At 41.1% G+C, this 19,681-nt stretch carries 17 protein-coding genes; 5 read left to right on the plus strand and 12 right to left on the minus strand.

Annotation, left to right across the window (positions count from 1 at the left end; all coding sequences use genetic code 11):
- Positions 1-24: 24 nt before the first annotated feature.
- Both scfB and scfA read right to left on the minus strand, forming a co-directional pair.
- Complete coding sequence (scfB, locus tag CD03_RS0117900) at positions 25-1,386, minus strand: thioether cross-link-forming SCIFF peptide maturase (RefSeq protein ID WP_027294816.1); 1,362 nt, start codon at positions 1,384-1,386, stop codon at positions 25-27.
- Positions 1,387-1,508: 122 nt separating this feature from the next.
- Positions 1,509-1,652, minus strand: coding sequence for a six-cysteine ranthipeptide SCIFF (gene scfA, locus CD03_RS33945; RefSeq protein ID WP_044289475.1), 144 nt, complete (start codon positions 1,650-1,652; stop codon positions 1,509-1,511).
- A gap of 143 nt (positions 1,653-1,795) precedes the next feature.
- On the opposite strand from scfA, the gene tig reads away from it, so the two are divergent.
- On the plus strand, positions 1,796-2,908 hold the full coding sequence (gene tig / locus CD03_RS0117910) for a trigger factor (RefSeq protein WP_027294817.1): 1,113 nt from the start codon (positions 1,796-1,798) through the stop codon (positions 2,906-2,908).
- 157 nt (positions 2,909-3,065) lie between these two features.
- On the opposite strand, the gene CD03_RS33950 is transcribed toward tig, so the two are convergent.
- On the minus strand, positions 3,066-4,040 hold the full coding sequence (locus CD03_RS33950; protein ID WP_052377857.1) for a TIM barrel protein: 975 nt from the start codon (positions 4,038-4,040) through the stop codon (positions 3,066-3,068).
- 130 nt (positions 4,041-4,170) lie between these two features.
- Here CD03_RS33950 and CD03_RS0117920 point away from each other — a divergent pair, with 130 nt between their 5' ends.
- Positions 4,171-4,887, plus strand: a complete 717-nt coding sequence (locus CD03_RS0117920; protein WP_027294818.1) for a TraX family protein — start codon at positions 4,171-4,173, stop codon at positions 4,885-4,887.
- 5 nt (positions 4,888-4,892) lie between these two features.
- On the opposite strand, the gene CD03_RS0117925 is transcribed toward CD03_RS0117920, so the two are convergent.
- The 8 genes from CD03_RS0117925 to CD03_RS0117975 form a co-directional block, all read right to left on the minus strand.
- Entirely contained in the window at positions 4,893-5,156 is a 264-nt protein-coding gene (locus tag CD03_RS0117925) for a glyoxalase (RefSeq protein ID WP_027294819.1), read from the minus strand.
- A gap of 38 nt (positions 5,157-5,194) precedes the next feature.
- A complete protein-coding gene (locus CD03_RS0117930) occupies positions 5,195-6,001 on the minus strand; it encodes an HAD family hydrolase (RefSeq protein ID WP_027294820.1) in 807 nt (268 codons plus the stop codon).
- A gap of 72 nt (positions 6,002-6,073) precedes the next feature.
- Entirely contained in the window at positions 6,074-6,967 is an 894-nt protein-coding gene (locus CD03_RS33955) for an HAD family hydrolase (RefSeq protein ID WP_242849119.1), read from the minus strand.
- 63 nt (positions 6,968-7,030) lie between these two features.
- Complete coding sequence (locus CD03_RS0117940; protein ID WP_027294821.1) at positions 7,031-7,723, minus strand: HAD family hydrolase; 693 nt, start codon at positions 7,721-7,723, stop codon at positions 7,031-7,033.
- A 102-nt stretch (positions 7,724-7,825) separates the two neighbouring features.
- The gene (xylB, locus tag CD03_RS0117945) at positions 7,826-9,295 is read right to left on the minus strand and encodes a xylulokinase (protein ID WP_027294822.1); all 1,470 of its coding nucleotides are present in this window, start codon (positions 9,293-9,295) and stop codon (positions 7,826-7,828) included.
- A 186-nt stretch (positions 9,296-9,481) separates the two neighbouring features.
- Entirely contained in the window at positions 9,482-10,966 is a 1,485-nt protein-coding gene (locus CD03_RS0117950) for an L-fucose/L-arabinose isomerase family protein (RefSeq protein ID WP_027294823.1), read from the minus strand.
- A gap of 81 nt (positions 10,967-11,047) precedes the next feature.
- Positions 11,048-11,674 carry a DUF4867 family protein gene (locus CD03_RS0117955; RefSeq protein WP_027294824.1) on the minus strand — a complete coding sequence of 209 codons (627 nt, stop codon included), beginning with the start codon at positions 11,672-11,674 and terminating at the stop codon, positions 11,048-11,050.
- A gap of 1,426 nt (positions 11,675-13,100) precedes the next feature.
- Positions 13,101-13,700 carry a YdcF family protein gene (locus tag CD03_RS0117975; protein ID WP_027294826.1) on the minus strand — a complete coding sequence of 200 codons (600 nt, stop codon included), beginning with the start codon at positions 13,698-13,700 and terminating at the stop codon, positions 13,101-13,103.
- A 470-nt stretch (positions 13,701-14,170) separates the two neighbouring features.
- Here CD03_RS0117975 and CD03_RS0117980 point away from each other — a divergent pair, with 470 nt between their 5' ends.
- Positions 14,171-14,878, plus strand: coding sequence for an AzlC family ABC transporter permease (locus CD03_RS0117980; RefSeq protein WP_052377858.1), 708 nt, complete (start codon positions 14,171-14,173; stop codon positions 14,876-14,878).
- Complete coding sequence (locus CD03_RS0117985; protein ID WP_027294828.1) at positions 14,865-15,200, plus strand: branched-chain amino acid transporter permease; 336 nt, start codon at positions 14,865-14,867, stop codon at positions 15,198-15,200. The genes CD03_RS0117980 and CD03_RS0117985 overlap by 14 nt, the downstream gene beginning before the upstream one ends.
- Positions 15,201-15,264: 64 nt before the next feature.
- Here CD03_RS0117985 and CD03_RS36215 read toward each other — a convergent pair whose 3' ends face one another.
- Positions 15,265-16,314 (minus strand): LiaF transmembrane domain-containing protein, encoded by a 1,050-nt coding sequence (locus tag CD03_RS36215; RefSeq protein WP_156042940.1) that lies wholly within the window; start codon positions 16,312-16,314, stop codon positions 15,265-15,267.
- 281 nt (positions 16,315-16,595) lie between these two features.
- Between CD03_RS36215 and CD03_RS0117995 the strand changes: the two genes are divergently transcribed.
- Positions 16,596-19,475: a heavy metal translocating P-type ATPase gene (locus CD03_RS0117995; protein WP_197041675.1), complete on the plus strand. Its 2,880-nt coding sequence runs from the start codon at positions 16,596-16,598 to the stop codon at positions 19,473-19,475.
- Positions 19,476-19,681: the final 206 nt, after the last annotated feature.

Here is a 19,681-nt window from a genome sequence, read left to right on the forward strand (position 1 = left end):
CTCCTTCTCTCTCTTTTGTAATCTCTAATCCAAAGACGCCTGTGCCGCTTTAATCATAATTGCACATTCAACACGCTTGCGCTGCAATTCACATCCAATGTCATAGGCATCATTAATCTGCCCGTGGAATTTAAATGAATTTGCTGCACATCCACCGCTACAGTAAAATCTGGCAAAGCATTTCCTGCACTTATCCTTTGCATAGACGTTGCAGCATTTGAACTCATCGCGCATATCCGTCTTTGTTACACCTTCATCCACATTTCCCATCAGAAATTCTTCTTCCCCTACAAACTGATGGCATGGATACAGATCCCCCCATGGAGTGACTGCCAGATATTCCGTACCGGAACCACACCCTGACAACCTTTTGTACACGCAGGGACCCCCTGTTAAATCTATCATAAAATGGAAGAAGTTAAATCCTTTACCCTCTTTTTCACGTTTTACCATTTCTGCTGCCAGCTTATCATATTCTGCACAGACAGATGCAATATCTTCTTCACGGATTGCATACTCTTCTTCCGGAAGGGATACTACCGGTTCCACCGATATCTGCTCAAAGCCAAGATCAGCCAGGTGCAGTACATCTTTGGCAAAGTCCAGGTTGTTTCTGGTAAAGGTTCCTCTCACATAATATTTTTCCTGATTTCTGCTGTCTGCAAATTTCTGAAATTTGGGGACGATTAAATCATAACTGCCTTTTCCATTACGGAAAGGTCTCATAAGATCATTGACTTCCTGTCGTCCATCAATGCTAAGTACCACATTTGCCATTTCTTTATTGGCAAATTCCATGATCTCCTCATTAAGAAGAACACCATTGGTTGTCAATGTAAACCGGAAGTTCTTGCCATGGATCTTCTCCTGCTCTCTTCCGTATTTGACCAGATCTTTTACTACCTGCCAGTTCATCAGCGGTTCTCCGCCAAAGAAATCCACTTCCAGATTTTTTCTGGAACCTGAGTTGGCAATTAGAAAATCCAAAGCTTTCTTTCCAACTTCAAAACTCATAAGAGCCCGTCTTCCGTGGTATTCCCCTTCTTCTGCAAAGCAGTATTTACAGGCAAGATTGCAGTCATGTGCGATATGCAGGCAAAGTGCTTTTACAACTGTCTGCCTTTTCTTAAAATCGATAATTGCTTGTTCATAAATATCTTCGGTAAAAAGTACACCTGCTTCTTTTAATTCCTCACACTCAGCAATCGCTTCCATAATCTCTGTACTGCCATATGTATCCTTTAACCGGTCTGCGATTTCCTCATGCTTCAGTCCTTCTTCTATAAAAGGAACCACGTCATAAACGATGTCATCCACTACATGGATGGCTCCGCTGTTCACATCCAGAATGATGTTAAAGCCATTATTTTTATATTGATGGACCACTGTATATCCCCTTTCAAATCCACTCCATGAAAAAAATACCCGGCAAATACCTGACGGGTTTAAGAGCAGTATTCATTTCGTATAATAAGCAGCGACGCATGATCGCTGCTTATATTGTTTTCTTATTTATTATTTTCGCAGCTCTGATTTCCAACCGTACAGGATGTCTTACATGCTGACTGGCAGGAAGTCTGACATTCTCCACAGCCACCTTTTTTCATCGTATTCTGAAGTACCTGTGTATTTAATGTTTTAATATGTTTCATGGTCTTAGCCTCCTTATTTCATGAACTTGTGCTATTATAACATATATTTTTTTATTTTAAAAGTGTTTTTTTATACACTTTTTTCACATTTGTGTGTTATAGTAGTCAAATAAACTACATACCAAAGAAAGGATTTATCATTTATGAAGAAGAAATTCATTGTTTTTGCACTCACTTTGTGCATGACAGCAACTTTAGCCTTAAGCGGCTGCCAAAAAAAATACGTCACCCTGGGAGATTATAAGGGTCTTAAACTTGAAAAAGTAGTACCCGAAGTCACAGACGATGAAGTACAAGGCGAGATTGACACTGCTCTGGAAGACAATGCAACTTCAACTGAGATCACCGACAGGGCTGCCAAAGAAGGGGATACGGTTACCATGGACTTTGAAGGAAAAGTTAACGGTACCGCTTTTGATGGAGGTACTGCCACAGATTATGACCTGGAACTGGGAAGCGGTGAATTTATCGAAGGTTTTGAAGAACAGTTAGTCGGGGTAAAAAAAGATGAGAAAAAGGATGTTACGGTTACCTTCCCGGAAGATTACGGCGATGATAATTTAAATGGCAAAGAAGCTGTCTTCTCTGTAACGGTAAAGGCAATTAAAGAAATCATTCCTGCAACCTATAACGATGAATTCGTAAGCAGTATTTCTGATTTTAAGACCACCGCAGATTACGAAGAGAATCTGAAAAACGAACTTCTTGCAAGTAAGGAAGAAGATTCGGAATATACCTTAAAAGATGATGCCATTAATACAGTTATAGCAAATTCAACTTTTAACGGTTATCCGGATGATTTATATGAAAAATGTAAAAAGCAGGTAGATGAAAGTAATGCCTATTACGCAGAATTATTTGGTGTTACCATAGAAGACCTGGCCGGAAGTGAAGAAGATATCAAACAGACTGTAATCAGTACCGTAAATGAACAGCTTGCTATCGAAGCAATTGCGGAAAAAGAAAAAATAAGTGTTACTGATGAAGAATACAAATCTTATGTAAATGATAATCTTGAATATTATGAAGTAACTTCTGTAGAAGAATTTGAAAAAAATAACGACAAAGACAGTGTTATGAGTGAACTGCTTAAAGATAAAGTATGCCAGTTCCTGGTTGACAATGCTCAGGTTACAGAGGTTACGGAAGACGAAAAATATAGTGAAGACGGCGAAGGCGATGAATTCGGTGATGAAACTGAACCGCCAATGGACGATACCGAGGCCCTGGAAAGCGAGACAGAGACTGCAGCTTAACTTAGGTATAGCTCCGGATGCTCCCAAATGTCAAAAGTAAATCATTAAAAAAGGAGTGGACAGTTCCCGTACTTTTCGGGCCTGCCCACTCCTTTCTTTTCTTCTTACAAACTCCATGAAACAAATACTCAGATTAATTTTATAAAACTACTATCGTTTATTCCCCTGACTGCTGGAAAACTGCGCTCTGGCCAGCCAGCAGCATTTCATGCTCTTCACGGCTTCTGCTGATGAACTCGTAAGTCAGAAACAGCGGGCTGATCCGTTTCACCAGCCCGGGTACCTGCGGATCTGTGAAAGGCAGATGCAGATCTATCTGAAAAATATAAGTAAAGATCTGAGACCAGCGTTCATAATAACAGTCCTTCCAGGCAATCTCTGCTTTTTGCATCTCTTTTACAACCTCACCGGTCAGCGACTGATTCAAATGAATACCTTTGATCCAGCTGCATAATTCCCCATGCTCATCCAGCTGCTTTTGAATATAAGCAACTCCTTCCCCCAGGTCTTTTATATCCGGGTTTGTATGGAGCAGGTGTCCCGTATCCAGCATAATCCCTTTTTTCCCGTAGTGGATGCCGTCCATAAGCATCTGTGTCATCCTGGGGTTCGTAAATGTAAATCCAGGCCACCACAAATTTTCCATCAAAAAATAAAACGTATAATTCTTATCATCCAAAAGGGTATTCACCATTTGACATACAGCCTGGATAACTTCTTCATCTGTGTAATCGAACTGATACGTTAACGACTCCTGTATCTTAACCTCGCTGACATGAAATACAACATATTCTGCATTTACACTTTGTGCAAAATCCAGATTTTTCTGAATTTTCTGAAGCAATGCCTCCCTGGTTCTGCCGCCGAATACTTCTTCTACTGTATCCATATTGTCATACTCCCGAATCAAAGCCTCTTCATTCTCCATCCATAAATCCATCCAGGCATTAAAAGAAATCAAATGGACTCCTATCACCTGTTCAGCCGGGATCTTACAGGTATCATTTAACCCAATATTCATATACTCATATCCGTCACATTCAAATTTATGGCAAAATGCCAGTAAGTCCTGATCTCCGTGAAAACGCTTTAGGTCATCCGGGCTATCTGTCAGATTTATCATCCGTTTCATTCTTTTCCACCTCTTTATTATGTTTCTTCACCTTTTGAATACCGGTGCAATGATTTTTCAGCCATGCCCTTGCAAGCCATGACAAAATAAGCTATAATTCTTAAAACAATGAATAGCAAAGGATGACATTATGAAGCTGAACAAACAATTTTCTATTACAGGATACACATTAAAAATGATCGCTATTATCACCATGCTCATAGACCACATTGGAGCATTTACTCTTGGGGAAGGATTATTATATCAGGATTATGTTCAGAACAATCCTGTCCTTTTTCAGAATCTGAAAATCCTCTATATAGTGATGCGTCAGATCGGCCGTCTGGCATTCCCAATCTTCTGTTTTCTGTTAGTAGAAGGTTTCCTTCATACCAAAAATGTACGGAAATACGCTCTTAGGCTGCTTCTTTTTGCATTCATTTCAGAAGTTCCTTTTGATCTGTCAATAGGGGGAACATTCTTTGACTTCAGTCAGCAGAATATTTTCTTTACTTTATTTATTGGCCTGCTTGTCATGATAGCCGCTTCCCGCTTTGAAGGAAAAATCTTATTTCAGCTGATCATTTTTATCATCGGAATGCTGTCCGGTTACCTGCTAAACGTAGACTATAGCTATATGGGCATTTTCCTATTGGAAGTCCTGTATTTCTTCCGCTTTAACAGAAGAAACCAGGTGTGCAGCGGAGCAATTTCCGTTTTGTGGGAACCTGCAGCCGCCTTATCCTTTATTCCCATTTGGTTTTATAACGGGGAGCGGGGACGTTCCATGAAATATTTCTTCTACTGGTTTTATCCGGTGCACATATTGATTCTTGCCGCTGTTAACATGATTTTCTTTACGAATTAGACGTTCTATCCTTCAACGATCAGATAACGTCCATCTGGAAGATGGAATACTTCAGAAGCCTCTTTTAGTTCATCCCCGGACATATCCGAAGTGTCCATTCCGGCTTCTTCAAAATAATCTCTGACATCTTCCAGTGTATCAACTACCACCGCCATTACATCATCCAGAAACTCATCTGCTTCTTCAGGTGTTTCTGCAACTTTCTCATCAAATAATTGTAACTGGTTTTCTAAAAATGCATTCAGGCACATATCATCATATTTATACATTCATATTCCTCCTCTTAGTGTGTTTCGGTATGTTTACTTTAAAATGAAACATCCTTAGATTCCAACAATGTTTTCATAACTTTTAAAACACCGTCATTTACGTTTTCATCAGCAATGTGTTTTGCCGCTTCCAATACTTTTGGCTGTGCATTGGCAACAGCATAGCTCTCTTCTGCGCTGGCAATCATACCCAGATCATTATTATTGTCACCAAATACCATGGTTTCTTCTCTGGAAATACGAAGAGTCTGCTGGATAGTCTGCAGTGCTTTTCCCTTATCTGCATCAAAATCCATAAAGTCAATCCATGGTTCTCCTGCAATCGTCACATGGAACCTGTCTTTCCACTGTGCAATCACTTCCTCCGAAATATCCTGAACACCGGTACTTTTATAGATTGAAATTTTGATAATCTCAATATCTTCTTTCAGTACATCCGGGACAAGACGCATATCATTGTGGTATCCATCCGTCAGCAATTTCCAAAAATCCGCGTCATTATCTTCGATATACATTGGCCCCCTGGTAGATGCGGTCAAATAACATCCCGGTTGCCTGCGGATAAATCGGATCAGCTCTTCTGCATCCTTACGGTTTAGTACGGTAGATGACACTTCATAACCTCTGCAGACCACATTTGAGCCGTTTTCAGAAACAAATATCATCTCATTTTCGATTGGTGCAAACAATCTGCGGATACTTGCATACTGCCTTCCGCTTGCAGCCGCAAAAAGAGTGCCCCGGTCTTTTAATTTCAGGATCACATCGAAAATTTCTTCATTTATTTTATCGCTTCCTTCTACCAGCAATGTACCATCAATATCTGATGCAACTAATTTAATCATAGTTTTACCTCCTGCATATCGCAGGCCTGCCTGCGATACTGCCTTAATAAGTAGTTTGAAAACGCTATTCTTTCAAACTTTTCCTCCCGTGCTGCATTTTCTATGGCTCATATCCGTTCTATTTGCATGTAATTTATTATCATATTTTCCATCCAATACTTCTTCAAGGGTTTTTTCTACCTGATCTGTATGAAAATTGCAGATGTCCAGAATCCCCGGCTGGGCATTGTCCATAGCAAAACTATAGGAAACATTTTGAAGCATTTCCACATCATTATAATGATCCCCAAATGCCATTGTCTCCTGTGGTGTAACCTGAAGTTCACGGAACAGATCCTGCATCGCTGTTCCTTTATTGATACCTTTTGGAACGGTATCCAGCCAAAGATTGCCGGAGGTCACAACCGTAACTTCCTTTCCAAACCGTTCATTCCAATAATCCTCAGAATTATTAATCCCGTTTTTTTCATAAACTGAAATTTTCAGATAAGGTTCTTCTACTTTCAGAATGTCATCTACTACCGTTACTGTATTTTTAACCACATCACGGATGTGTATCATATATGCCTCATCCTTTGGCTGTATGTAACAGGTATTTACACCTGACAGCAGAGCTTCACATCCTTCCCGCTCCATCATCGCATTCAGAATCTCCTGACCGGTAGTTCTTGGAATGATATGCTTCGCTAATATCTTATCCTGGTATACCACAAGGGAGCCATTCTCACAAATAAAAGCAATCTCATCACTGACCGGAGCAAACAGCCTTTTCAGATTTGGATACTGTCTTCCGCTGGCCGCTACAAAAATGCGCCCCTGCTTTGTCAGTTCATGAATCAGCTGGACAGTTCCGGGATTTAACTCCTGCGCGCCATTCTGCAATAAAGTTCCGTCTAAATCGCTTGCAATTAACTTAATCATATTTATTCCCACTGCATATTGCAGGCTTGCCTGCAATACTGCCACAATCAAACAGGTTGAAAGAATCACATCGTGGCGTCCTTTCTGCATCGTAATTTTCTTTCAACCTTATCTCCTCCGTACATCGCAAGCAGACCTGAGATTTTCCTGTTCCAGAATTACTGAGATTTCCGAAGGACTGTTTACAATTCTTTTGGCGTGATTTTCTTCTAACTCTACTCTGTCACGGAATCCCCACAAAACACCCACCGTATCCATTCCTGCCGCATTTCCTGTCTGCATATCGGTATTCGTATCCCCTATATACAGGCATTCATCACACGAAACCTGAAAATATTCTGCAATCTTGATCGCTCCATCCGGGGCCGGCTTTCTTGGAATTCCTTCCTGCTGTCCCTGTATGTAATCAAAATAGCCTTTGCCAAATAGTGATTCTACTACATCTATCGCCTGTTCATGAGGCTTATTCGAAAAAACGCTGATTTTAATATTATGGCCTTTTAACCACTCCAACAATTCTACAATTCCCGGAAACGGCTTCACATGATACATACAATCCTTTGCAAAATAAGTACCGTACAAACGGCTAAGCTCATCAAAACCTTCGCATTGCAAGTCACCATTTTCCCTCAGGCACCTTCGTACCAGCTCTGCTGATCCGTCTCCCGCAAAATACCGGAACCGGTCAGTCGGAAAAGCGGATAGTCCCATGGCTTCAAGCGCGCGGTTTCCACAATAGGCCAATGATTCTACTGTATCAGCCAGTGTCCCATCTAGGTCAAAGATACATACTTTAATCATAATATCTCCTCTTTCTTTGCTCTGGTGAATATTGTTATTTCTTCAAAATACTAGAATATCACGAAAAATTCCCCGAGTCAATGACCCGGGGAACTTACTGTACTAGATGATCTCCTGAAACAAATCTTTTACTGTTGGATAAATCTTCACAAACTTTTTATACTTTTCTTCGTATTTTGCAGCAATTTCAGGTGTGGGGTCAATTGTATCCACTACACGCACAATACCGGCTGCCGCTTCTTCCACATTTTTGTATTCGCCGCAGGCAACTGCCGCCAGCATTGCTCCGCCAAGTCCCGGGCCTTCTTCACTGGCAATGACATCCACTTTAATGTTTAATACATTTGCAACAATCTTCTTCCAAAGGGGACTCTTGGCACCGCCTCCGCAGATCTTCGTTCTTTCGATATGAATCCCTAAGGATTTCGCTACTTCGAATGAATCCCGGATTGCAAATGCAACCCCTTCTAATACAGCCTGGGTCATATCTGCCCTAGTGGTATCCATGGTCATGCCGATAAAGGTTCCTCTTGCATCTGGATTGTTGTGAGGGGAACGCTCTCCCATTAGGTATGGCAGGAAAAACACATTATTCTGTCCCAATTTTGTGATTTCACTTTGCTCTTTTGCATAATCTTTGGTACCGATAATTTCATCCATCCACCATTTATTGCAGGATGCGGCACTTAACATGCATCCCATCAGGTGGTAATGTCCGTCTGCATGGGCAAAAGCATGAAGTGCATTGTGCTCATCTACGCCAAAATCTTTACTGGAAATAAAAATTGTTCCGGAGGTACCAAGAGAAATATTACACATCCCATCTCCCACGGTACCGGTTCCCACAGCTGCTGCCGCATTATCTCCTGCACCTGCAGCAACCTTCACAGTTTCCGGAAGACCCAGCTCTTTTGCGACCTCCGGTTTTAAGGTACCGACTATCTCATAACTTTCATAGATCTTTGCAACCTGTTCTTCTGTAATGCCGCAGATATCCAGCATTTCTTTGGACCAGCATTTATTCTTCACATCAAAAATCAGCATACCGGAAGCATCGGATACATCGGTACAGAACGCTCCGGATAATTTATATGCCAGATAATCCTTTGGCAGCATAATCTTTTTTATTCTTGCAAAATTTTCCGGCTCATTATTTTTAACCCAGAGAATTTTTGGTGCCGTGAAACCGGCAAATGCAATATTCGCCGTATATTCGGATAATTTATCCTTTCCGATAACTTCATTTAAATAGTCGGTTTCTTTTCCGGTTCTGCCGTCATTCCAGAGAATAGCCGGGCGGATTACCTCATCCTTATCATCCAGTATCACCAATCCATGCATCTGTCCGCCAAAGCTGATTCCGGCAACCTCCGCCTTATTACAATCTGCTGTCAGTTCCTGTATTCCCGCTACTACTGCACTCCACCAATCTTCCGGTTTCTGTTCAGACCATCCGGGATTCGGAAAATAAAGCGGATACTCTTTTGAAACTACATTTTTAATGGTACCATCTGCTTCCATTAACAAAAGCTTTACCGCAGACGTACCTAAATCTACTCCTATATATAACATCTGTCCGTTTCCTCTCTTCCTTTAAAAAATATCCCTGCCCATGTAACATCACCTGTGCATTGCTGACTGCCACAATATTCAGCCAAATTACAAAGCAATGCTTTCACATCAGCCGTATCATTTTGATTTCAATAACAGAAAGCCCGCACTGCGAGCTTCCTATTTTCTTAAATTACACTGCCGTTGTTATGCAAATGGATTTTCGGTCTTATATAACATTCCTTTTGGCTGGTTAAATCCGATTTCTTCTACATCTACACCGATGAACTTGAATACTTCATAAAGTGCTTTTCCGTAATGTCCAAACGCAACTGCTCCATGATGAGGATAATTTCCTTCTACTAATACATGACGATAAAATCTTCCCATTTCCGGTATTGCAAAGATACCAATCGCACCGAAGGAACGTGTTGCTACCGGGAGAACTTCACCATGTGCAATGTATGCACGCAGTTTGGAATCAGCCGTACTCTGCAGTCTGTAGAATGTAATGTCTCCAGGAACAATATCTCCTTCCAAAGTACCCTGTGTTACTTCTTCCGGAAGCGCTCTTGCCATAATCATCTGATATTTCATAGCACAGAAGGATAATTTTTTAGAACTGGTGTTACCACAATGGAAGCCCATGAAAGTATCTTTCTGAGTATAGTCAAATTTGCCTTTGATATCATCAGCATACATATCATTTGGAACAGTATTGTTAATATCCAGTAAAGTAACAACATCTTCGCTTACGCAGGTTCCGATAAATTCACTGAGTGCTCCATAAATATCCACTTCACAGGATACCGGGATTCCCATTCCGGTGAGACGGCTGTTCACATAGCATGGAACGAATCCAAACTGTGTCTGGAAAGCAGGCCAGCATTTTCCTGCAATTGCTACATATTCTCTATAGCCTTTATGCGCTTCTACCCAGTCTAAGAGTGTCAGTTCATATTGTGCAAGTTTAGCAAGAATTTCCGGTTTTTTATTACCTTCTCCAAGCTCAGATTCCATATCTTTCACTACATCTGCGATACGTGGGTCATCTGCATGCTTATTAAATGCTTCGTATAAATCCAGTTCTGAATTTTCTTCAATCTCTACCCCTAAGTTATAGAGCTGTTTAATTGGTGCATTACAAGCAAGGAAATTCAAAGGACGAGGACCAAAGCTTATGATTTTCAATTTAGAAAGTCCCACAACTGCTCTTGCAATCGGAACAAATTCTTCAATCATATCTGCGCATTCTTCTGCATTTCCAACCGGATATTCCGGAATGTATGCTTTAATATTACGAAGTTTTAAATTATAGCTGGCATTTAACATACCGCAATAAGCATCTCCGCGGCCCTGAACCAGATTGTCTCCGCTTTCTTCTGCTGCTGCAACAAACATGGATGGTCCATCAAAATGTTTTGCTAACAATGTTTCGGAAATTTCCGGTCCGAAGTTCCCCAGATATACAACCAGTGCATTACAGCCTGCTTTCTTTACGTCTTCTAATGCCTGCACCATATGAATTTCACTTTCAACGATGCAGATTGGACATTCATAAATGTTTTCTGCATTATATTTTTCTTTATACGCTTTTACCAGAGCTTCTCTTCTGGATACGGATAAAGATTCCGGGAAACAGTCCCTGCTTACAGCTACAATACCGATTTTAACTTTTGGCATGTTGTTCATTTTTTTCCTCCTGAATAAAATACTATGATTTATGGTTATTTTAATATTTTCTTTCTTACTATGTTTTAAGACCTGGTTTTCCTATAAAGAAAGGTTTTCCCCTTTGATTCCGTTAAATGCCCCATCGATTTTTGCATCCGGATGCGCAACCAGCCATTTATTCTTAGCTGTTAAAAGTTTATCTTCCTGATCTCCTCCATGGCACTGGTCCAAAGGAAGGTTTGTATCTCTTGGGAGAATTACCACACACTGGAATCCCTCTTCCCGGGTATTACAGGGTGCATAGTGAAGAGTTGTTGCATAGACTTCTATTACGGTTCCCGCCGGAACAAAAAATGCTTCAATTTTTGACGAATCATATGTATAGTCTGCTTCGATATCCTGCTGCATTCCCAGCATAAGTACTAAATCTGTCACTGCCACATTTACTTCTGATGAACGGTGATATTCTACTGCATTTAATAAATGATTATGTCCGTTGCAGTAACCAATCTGTATTGGTAATTCGCCGTATGCTATTGTCTGCATCCTCTCATATACCGGCAGCTCTTCCAGTTCTGAAACAGATGGAACATAGATTACATCTTCCGGAAGGGGTGTCGATTTCATCTTCTCAATTAATTCACCGCAGTCAATATCTTTTACAATGCGGCCATACTTTCTGAACTTTTCATCGGTTACTTTGTAAGTTTCAAGCACAGAATTCATCCTCCTTTATGCTTTCTGAAATAATTAGTTCATTTACTAAACTTTATATCCACAGTATACTTCTTGTTTGGTAATTTTGTCAACTGTTTTTTACAAATCCCATATACTTTTTCTCCTGCCTAATAATTTCATCTTAAATTGGGGTTTAGCTGAGTAAGGGGACGCTTTGTAGATGAAGATAGTGCAACGGAAAGATGGGTGTGGGAAACTGGCATGGGCTCCGTCAGCTGGCCGCAGAACTGGTATTTTCTAACCTTTCCGAAGCGCTTTTTGGCGGCACGCGGGTATTCACCGGGAAATCCTGATGCATTTCTCGGTTCAGTACCCGCTTAGTATCCGATGGGAGCCAGTCGAATACTATCCGCCAAAAAACACTTCGAAAAGGTAAGTAAATACTCAGCTCTGCTCTACGCTTCCTCCGCCCATGCCAGTTTCCCACACCCATCTTTCCGAGATCCAGGTTGCCGCCACAAAGCTGAATTTCTCAGCATGGTCGGACCCCTGGGCTGTGGCAGGCTGTTCTTTATTGGATGTAGCGTAGTATATTTCGGCTATTTAAGCGTAAAAGGAGATGAAAGTTTGCTGCTTTTTCTGGAATGAAGAAACAAATCACTGTGATAAGTTCAGTTGCCTTATGTTACTCGTTCTCAGCATGATAGATTCCCTGGGTGTAGATGGATGTTCTTTATTGGATGTAGAGCGGTATATTTTGACAGTTTATGCATAATAGAAGATGAAAGTCTATTCCTTTTTCTGATTGCAGAATATAAAACAAATCCCGTTCTCAAGATCAGTTGCTTAACGCCTATATTGTTCAGCATGCCACAACCCCAGGGTCCCATCACGCTGAGAAAACCAGCTTTGTATCAACGAATGCTATCTCGGAAAGAGGAGGGGGCGAGCCAGGACATTGATTTGGAAGGCATATAGCAGAGCTGAGTATTTACTTACCTTCCCAGAGTGCTTTTTGGCGGATAGTATTCGACTGGCTCCCATCGGATACTAAGCGGGCAGTGAGCTGCGAAATGCATCAGGATTTCGGAGCGAATGCCCGCGTGCCGCCAAAAAGGGCTCTGGGAAGGTTAGAAAATGCCAGTTCTGCGGTAAGCCTTCCAAATCAATGTCCTGGCTCGCCCCCTTCTCTTTCCGTACACTACCTATCATTTACAAAGCGTCATTACTCATCTAAACCCAAATATAACAATCCTGCAGGAAGTCTCTATTCCAAGTAATGACTCATACGATTATTTGGAATAGTGAGCCATAAGCCCCTTACAAACTGTTTGCTGTAGTATTAGTACAGCCTTACACAAAAAACAGGAACACCGAAACTGTTAATTCGATATTCCTGTCCTTCTATGTTTGTGTTAGTCTGTAAATTGCAGGTCCCCTGGCCCTTCCCTAAATTCGGAGGGATAAAATAAAATTATTTGTCAATCAAATCATGCATAATTTTATGGAACTGCCTGCCACAGCGCTCTACTTCTTCCAACACCTGATCAATCTTTTTTTCTTCCATAAACCAATTATTCCTGTTAATTCCCCGGGTTTCAGCAGGGCATACATAAAATACCGTTTCCGGAAACATAAGCTGATAATACATCAGACACCTTCTTGCATGATATGCCTGGCAGGAAATGATTGCTTTGTTTATCTGAAGCCCCAGCTTCTCTGCCAGCTTTCTACAGTAGATTGCATTCTCATAAGTAAAGGTTGCCTCTTCTTCCATATAAATTGACACTGCCGGCACGCCTGCATCCTGCAAAACTTTGCTTAGAAACTGGCTTTCCGTTTGAAAATCCATTCCACAGTAGTCTAGAGGTGAATCAACTCCTGCAAACTTTCCCTTTAAAACACTGAATTTCCCGGAAACCATAATACGGTCTGCATAACCCCCTTTATATAAATCAGCTGCATGTAACGCAATTTCTCCATAACTCCCGCCGGGAATAAAAATCATATCGGACGGAACAGGATCGTTTTCTACAAAAATGAACTCTGTAATATCATCATAAAAATGCTTCAAGCCATAATCCTCCTTATCTTTCTTATCTTTCTTATCTTTCTTATCTTAATTTTCTTTCTTTTCTTCCAATATTGTAGCACTAAGTTCTCCGGATGGGAAACATTTAAGTTTTGAGTTTAGCAGATTAAAGACGCTTTCTATATAAAGGTTGTGTACGATAAGATGTAGCGCTGCAAAAGCCATCCGTATTTCACAGCGAATGCCTGCCGGCCGCTAAAAAGCGCTGGAGAAGGTTAGAAAATGCCAGTTCTGCGGTAAGCCTTCCACGCTCCTGTCATTGCCCACCTCCTTCTCTTTCCTTACACTATCTCAGCTGCAAAGTGTCTCCTTCTTAATAGTAAACCCTTTCTAACCTGTGCACTCTTGAATATCGATTAGTAATCTTATTTTGACAATATAAACATTATTTTGACATTCGCACATTAACGTGCTATACTATCCCAGATAAAAAGCTGGAAGGAGATATACAAATGAGACGCAAAGCGCTGAAGGCAGCCTTTCCACTAACATTGCCTATTATGGCTGGCTACCTGTTTCTAGGTCTGGGATTTGGAATCCTTTTGGAAAGCAAAGGTTTTTCCTTTATCTGGGCTTTTTTTATGAGTATCATTATCTATGCCGGTTCTATGCAATATGTTGCTATTGAATTGCTTGCTGGTGGTGTTACTTTTCTTTATACGGCATTTATGACGGTAATGATTCAGATACGCCATCTGTTTTATGGACTGTCACTGATTGATAAGTATCGTTTTGTCGGACGTAAAAAACCGTTATTGATCCATGAACTTACAGATGAAACCTATTCTCTGATCTGTTCCGCCGTTCCCCCCAAAGGAGTCAATGCAGAATGGTTTTATTTATTCATCTCTGTATTAGATCACTGCTATTGGATTATCGGCTGTACTCTGGGCGCGGTTTTGGGCTCTATGATTGATTTTAATACAAAGGGCATAGACTTTGTCATGACTGCACTGTTTATCGTTATTTTTACGGAACAATGGCTCACAAGCAAAAATCATATTCCGGCACTGATTGGTCTGGTATGCTCTGTCATTTGCCTGATCCTGTTTGGAAGCGGTAATTTTATCATTCCATCCATGATATCCATATCTGTTCTTTTGACTGTATTTCGTAAACAATTGGAAAAGCGAGGTGACCTAAGCAATGAGAATTCCTGATTCACAGGCTTTTATAATGATTCTGATTATGGCTGGTGTTACCTTTTTCATCCGTGGGCTTCCTTTCCTTCTATTTCCCGGAAATAAGAAGACCCCTGCATATATCATGTATTTAGGTAAAGTTCTTCCTTTTGCAATTATCGGTATGCTGGTTGTATATTGTTTTAAAAATGTCTCCGTTATATCAGCTCCTTTTGGTATACCGGAATTGATTGCACTGGTTGTCATCGTCTTCTTACATGTTTGGAAAAGGAATACTCTGATCAGCATTGGAGGCGGTACGCTGCTTTATATGTTTCTTGTACAGGTACTCTTCCAGTAAACCAAATTGCTCCAGTAAATAGAAAACTGCCGGACAGTTGAGCCTCAACCGCCGACAGTTATTTTTATTTTATTTCTAATCCTCCTAAAATACAAGTTGCCCTGATATAAATGGTAGGTGCTCCCGGCACTGGCATCAATCTGGCCTTGTTAGACACCCCGCCAAGAATAGGCGTATCATCAACCTTTACATTGACATACTCAGGCACCTTAATTTCAATACCCCCAAACAGAGACATTACATCAATTCTGACATCCGTTTCAAAAATGGCATATCTCAAATCCAGTTCCACGCCTCCAAAAACCGCATTCACTAAAGCGCCATCGAATATATCACCATTATAGTTTATATTTCTAGAAGAAAATAAAGCTGTGAAGCTTGGCATATTCTGAACTGCACCGCTCTTCTCTACGCTGTGTATTTCTGATGGATCCTGTCTTTGTCCCTGATATGACTGCTGTCCCTGAAATCCACCGGCATAATTCTGATTCCTCTGATGATTTGGAGCCTCTTGGTAATTCTGTTGGTTATAACTCTGATATGTCTGCTGCCCACGATATTCCTGCTGTCCCTGATATTCATTTCTCTGGTCATTTCTTTCCCGGTATCCACTCTGTCCGCCGGGCGCCTGACGCCAGTTCTCATTTTGATTGTTCTGAGATCCTTGTCCACTGCTATTTCCAAAGCCCGAATTTCTTCCATCATTTTCAAATTTACGATAATTGCCGCTGTTATGACCGCCGTACCAGGCTGCTCCATCACAACCGCTGCCTACCCGCTTATGTTCCTGATAACCGATTCTCTGATGCTTTACCAGATATCCTGCACCGGCTACCACAAGAATCGTTGGCCAGATTAGACGCCCGGCCATGCCCCAGCTAAGCAGATTCCATGAACTTAGCAAAAAGAAGATGCCAATACACAGCCCTATCACATTTGATGACCTGGGTTTATGTTCAATCAAACTCAAAAAAGAAGGAATAATAATAAACATTGTCCACCACCCGTTAAAGAACAGAGAAAAATTCAAAATTCCCAACATATTTCCTGCTATCCCTAACCCCAGAACCAACCAGAAAATTCCCCACAATATACTCGATATACGTTTACGCACTATACATCACCTTAATTCCCCTCTGCCTTTTAATCTGGCTTATCATAAAAATGAAACATACTTCATTATACTTCATTTTACTTATATGAATACGACTACTTTATTTCTTACCTTATAGTATAAACGTTTCTCCTAAAAAACACCAGTGACTTTTGTCACATTTATTAATTTTTATGATATTAATAATTTTGTATTGACATTTTCCTAAAGATATGATTATATTAACATATGAATAGTTGTTCATGTGTTTCAAGTAAAAATCAAATCAGGAGGTACCTGTTATGAAAGATCATAAAACAGAACAAAGAAGCAATAAATCTTTAAACTCCAGTGCTGTGCAGGAACATCATCATGAAGAGCATTGCGGATGCGGTCATTCCCATGCGGATCATGCGCAACAGCACGAAGATCACTCACATATTCACAAGGAATGTTCCTGTGAATGCGGTCACGAGCATAATGACCAGAATCATGAGGAAAAACATCATTCTCACTCAGAATGTACCTGCGGCTGTGATCATGAGCATGACGATCACGTGCATGACAACCAGGATCATGAGGAACATCATCGTTCTCACCCAGAATGTGCCTGCGGCTGCGACCATAGTCATGAAGATGATGCAGCAAATGCAGAATCATTTTGCGGGTCCCATACGCATTTTGAATGCCTGCATATTCAGACTCCCGGTCATCCTGAAGACTGTACATGTGAGTTGTGCAATCCACATGTAGAATATTGTGATGTCTGCGGAGAAAGCCTTTCTAAATGTACTTGCAGAATGCCGGACGAAAATAATATTAAAAAGGTTTATCTGCTGGAAAATCTGGGCTGTGCAAATTGTGCCGCAAAGATGGAACGTAAAATCAAAGATCTCCCGGATGTGTCTTATGCAGCAATTGCTTTTGCAACAAAACAATTAAGGGTATCTGCACCAAACCCCGATGCTCTCCTTCCCAGGATGCAGGAAATCTGTGCTTCTATCGAACCGGACGTAAAAATCGTCCCAAGAGGCGGGAAAACTCCAGGTATCCAGGTGACAAATACTTATACCATCGAAGAATTGGACTGTGCCAACTGTGCAGCCAAAATTGAACGTATGATCAACAATCTTCCGGAGGTAACCAGCGCTACCGTTACTTATGCGACAAAGCAGCTTCGTATAACTGCAAAGGATCCGGATAAATTAATTCCGGAAATACAAAAAATAGCAAAATCCATTGAGCCGGACGTTGTAATTAAGGCAAGAGATACCTCACCGAAAGGCAGAGATATTCTTTCCAAAAAAGTAACTGATCTGCCTAAAAGAACTGTTTTCTTTCATGAGCACCGCTCCATAATCGAAATTATTGTTGGCGCACTTCTCTTAATTGCTGCTAAAGTAATGGAGTCCAAAAATATTGGACCAACACCCGTTTTTATCGTCTATGCCATTTCTTATCTTGTTCTGGGCTGGAAAATTGTGTGGACTGCGATAAAGAACATTACCAAAGGCCATGTATTTGATGAAAACTTCCTGATGAGTATTGCAACAATTGGCGCATTTGTTATCAGTGACTATGCGGAAGCGATTGGCGTTATGCTCTTCTACCGGGTAGGCGAATATTTTGAAGACCGGGCCGTAGAAAAAAGCCGCAGTCAGATCATGGATGCCGTAGATATGAGACCGGAAGTAGTAAATCTTGCTATCGGAGATGAAGTGCAGGTTATTCCTGCCGGTGATGCTCAGGTTGGCGACATTCTGGTTGTACGTCCCGGTGACCGTATCCCATTGGACGGGGTTATTATAGAAGGGGAAAGCCGTATTGATACTTCACCGGTAACCGGAGAACCTGTACCTGTAAAAGCAGGCTATGGAGATGAAGTAACATCCGGATGTATGAATACCTCAGGACTGATAAAAATCCGTGTTGAAAAAGTTCTGGAGGATTCCATGGTAACCAGAATTCTGGATTCCGTAGAAAATGCCGCTGCAAGCAAGCCTAAGATCGATCGCTTTATCACGCGTTTTGCCCGAATTTATACACCATTTGTTGTGGCTCTTGCTGTCTGCACTGCTATTATTCCATCCCTGATTACAGGTGACTGGAATCACTGGATCTACACAGCACTTACCTTCCTGGTAATCAGCTGCCCCTGTGCTCTTGTGCTCAGCGTACCATTGGCATTTTTCTCCGGTATTGGCGCAGGTTCCAAACGAGGTATCCTATTCAAAGGCGGCGTTTCACTGGAAGCATTAAAAGATGTTACTACCGTTATTATGGATAAAACTGGAACCATAACAGAAGGAAACTTCCAGGTACAGCATGCCGTTCCTGCCAATGGATTTACTTCACAGGAAATCCTGAAACTTGCTGCCATATGTGAACTGGATTCCACACATCCAATCGGAACAAGTATTGTAAGCGAAGCCAGAAATAAAAAAATGGAACTGAACCGCCCCGCATCTGTAGAAGAGTTAGCCGGTAAAGGAATCCACGCCGTAATCAATGGCAGAGATATCCTCTGCGGCAATCAGAAATTGATGGACGCTTATAAGGTTTCCCTGAAAAATTTCCAAAAAGACAGCTTTGGTACAGAAGTACTCATTGCCGTGAACGGAACCTATGCAGGCCATATCGTAATTTCTGATACGGTAAAAGCAGATGCCGCACCTGCAATTAAGAGATTAAAATCTCTGGGTATCACAACAGCCATGTTAACAGGTGATGCTTTAGACAGCGCTAATGCTGTTGCAAAAGAAACCGGTATCGATGAAGTCCATGCAAAACTTCTTCCTCAGGAAAAACTAACAGAGCTGCAGAAAATCAGAGATGCACACGGACGTGTCATGTTTGTCGGTGATGGCATTAACGATGCACCGGTACTGGCTGGTGCTGATGTTGGAGCGGCTATGGGAAGCGGCGCTGACGCTGCTATTGAAGCAGCGGATGTTGTATTTATGAATTCCAGCGTTACTGCTATCCCGGATGCTATTGCAATTGCACGTTCCACCGGTCTGATTTCCAGACAAAACGTTATTTTTGCCCTGGTAATTAAAATACTTGTTATGATCCTTGGGCTCATGGGATTTGCTTCTATGTGGATGGCTGTATTCGCAGACAGCGGTGTAGCTATGCTGTGTGTTCTGAACTCTGTAAGAATTCTTTATAAGAAGAAATAGCATCACGGAATAATAATGCATTCACCGGCAGCATGTCTCGACAAAGAATTACATTGACAAAAAACAGGATTTTCTTTAAACTATGTATTAGAGGAAATTCTGTTTTTATATTTTCAGAATTCAGATAACGTCATGTAATCTTTAATTGCATGAAATAAAATAAGTAATACGGGCATATTAAGAAGAGAATATCTTTTCTATCTGTC

Origin of the sequence: Robinsoniella sp. KNHs210 (assembly GCF_000686105.1) — a bacterium.
Lineage (GTDB): Bacteria > Bacillota > Clostridia > Lachnospirales > Lachnospiraceae > Robinsoniella > Robinsoniella peoriensis.

Bases quoted from the DNA above. Each gene is read 5' to 3' on its own strand.
- CD03_RS0117985 (WP_027294828.1), top strand. From the start codon at position 14,865: ATGAGAATTCCTGATTCACAGGCTTTTATAATGATTCTGATTATGGCT.
- CD03_RS33950 (WP_052377857.1), bottom strand. From the start codon at position 4,040: ATGAAACGGATGATAAATCTGACAGATAGCCCGGATGACCTAAAGCGT.
- CD03_RS0117920 (WP_027294818.1), top strand. From the start codon at position 4,171: ATGAAGCTGAACAAACAATTTTCTATTACAGGATACACATTAAAAATG.
- CD03_RS0117940 (WP_027294821.1), bottom strand. From the start codon at position 7,723: ATGATTAAAGTATGTATCTTTGACCTAGATGGGACACTGGCTGATACA.
- CD03_RS0117950 (WP_027294823.1), bottom strand. From the start codon at position 10,966: ATGAACAACATGCCAAAAGTTAAAATCGGTATTGTAGCTGTAAGCAGG.
- xylB (WP_027294822.1), bottom strand. From the start codon at position 9,295: ATGTTATATATAGGAGTAGATTTAGGTACGTCTGCGGTAAAGCTTTTG.
- scfA (WP_044289475.1), bottom strand. From the start codon at position 1,652: ATGAAACATATTAAAACATTAAATACACAGGTACTTCAGAATACGATG.
- tig (WP_027294817.1), top strand. From the start codon at position 1,796: ATGAAGAAGAAATTCATTGTTTTTGCACTCACTTTGTGCATGACAGCA.
- CD03_RS0117955 (WP_027294824.1), bottom strand. From the start codon at position 11,674: ATGAATTCTGTGCTTGAAACTTACAAAGTAACCGATGAAAAGTTCAGA.
- CD03_RS0117930 (WP_027294820.1), bottom strand. From the start codon at position 6,001: ATGATTAAATTAGTTGCATCAGATATTGATGGTACATTGCTGGTAGAA.
- CD03_RS0117980 (WP_052377858.1), top strand. From the start codon at position 14,171: ATGAGACGCAAAGCGCTGAAGGCAGCCTTTCCACTAACATTGCCTATT.
- CD03_RS0117925 (WP_027294819.1), bottom strand. From the start codon at position 5,156: ATGTATAAATATGATGATATGTGCCTGAATGCATTTTTAGAAAACCAG.
- CD03_RS0117995 (WP_197041675.1), top strand. From the start codon at position 16,596: ATGAAAGATCATAAAACAGAACAAAGAAGCAATAAATCTTTAAACTCC.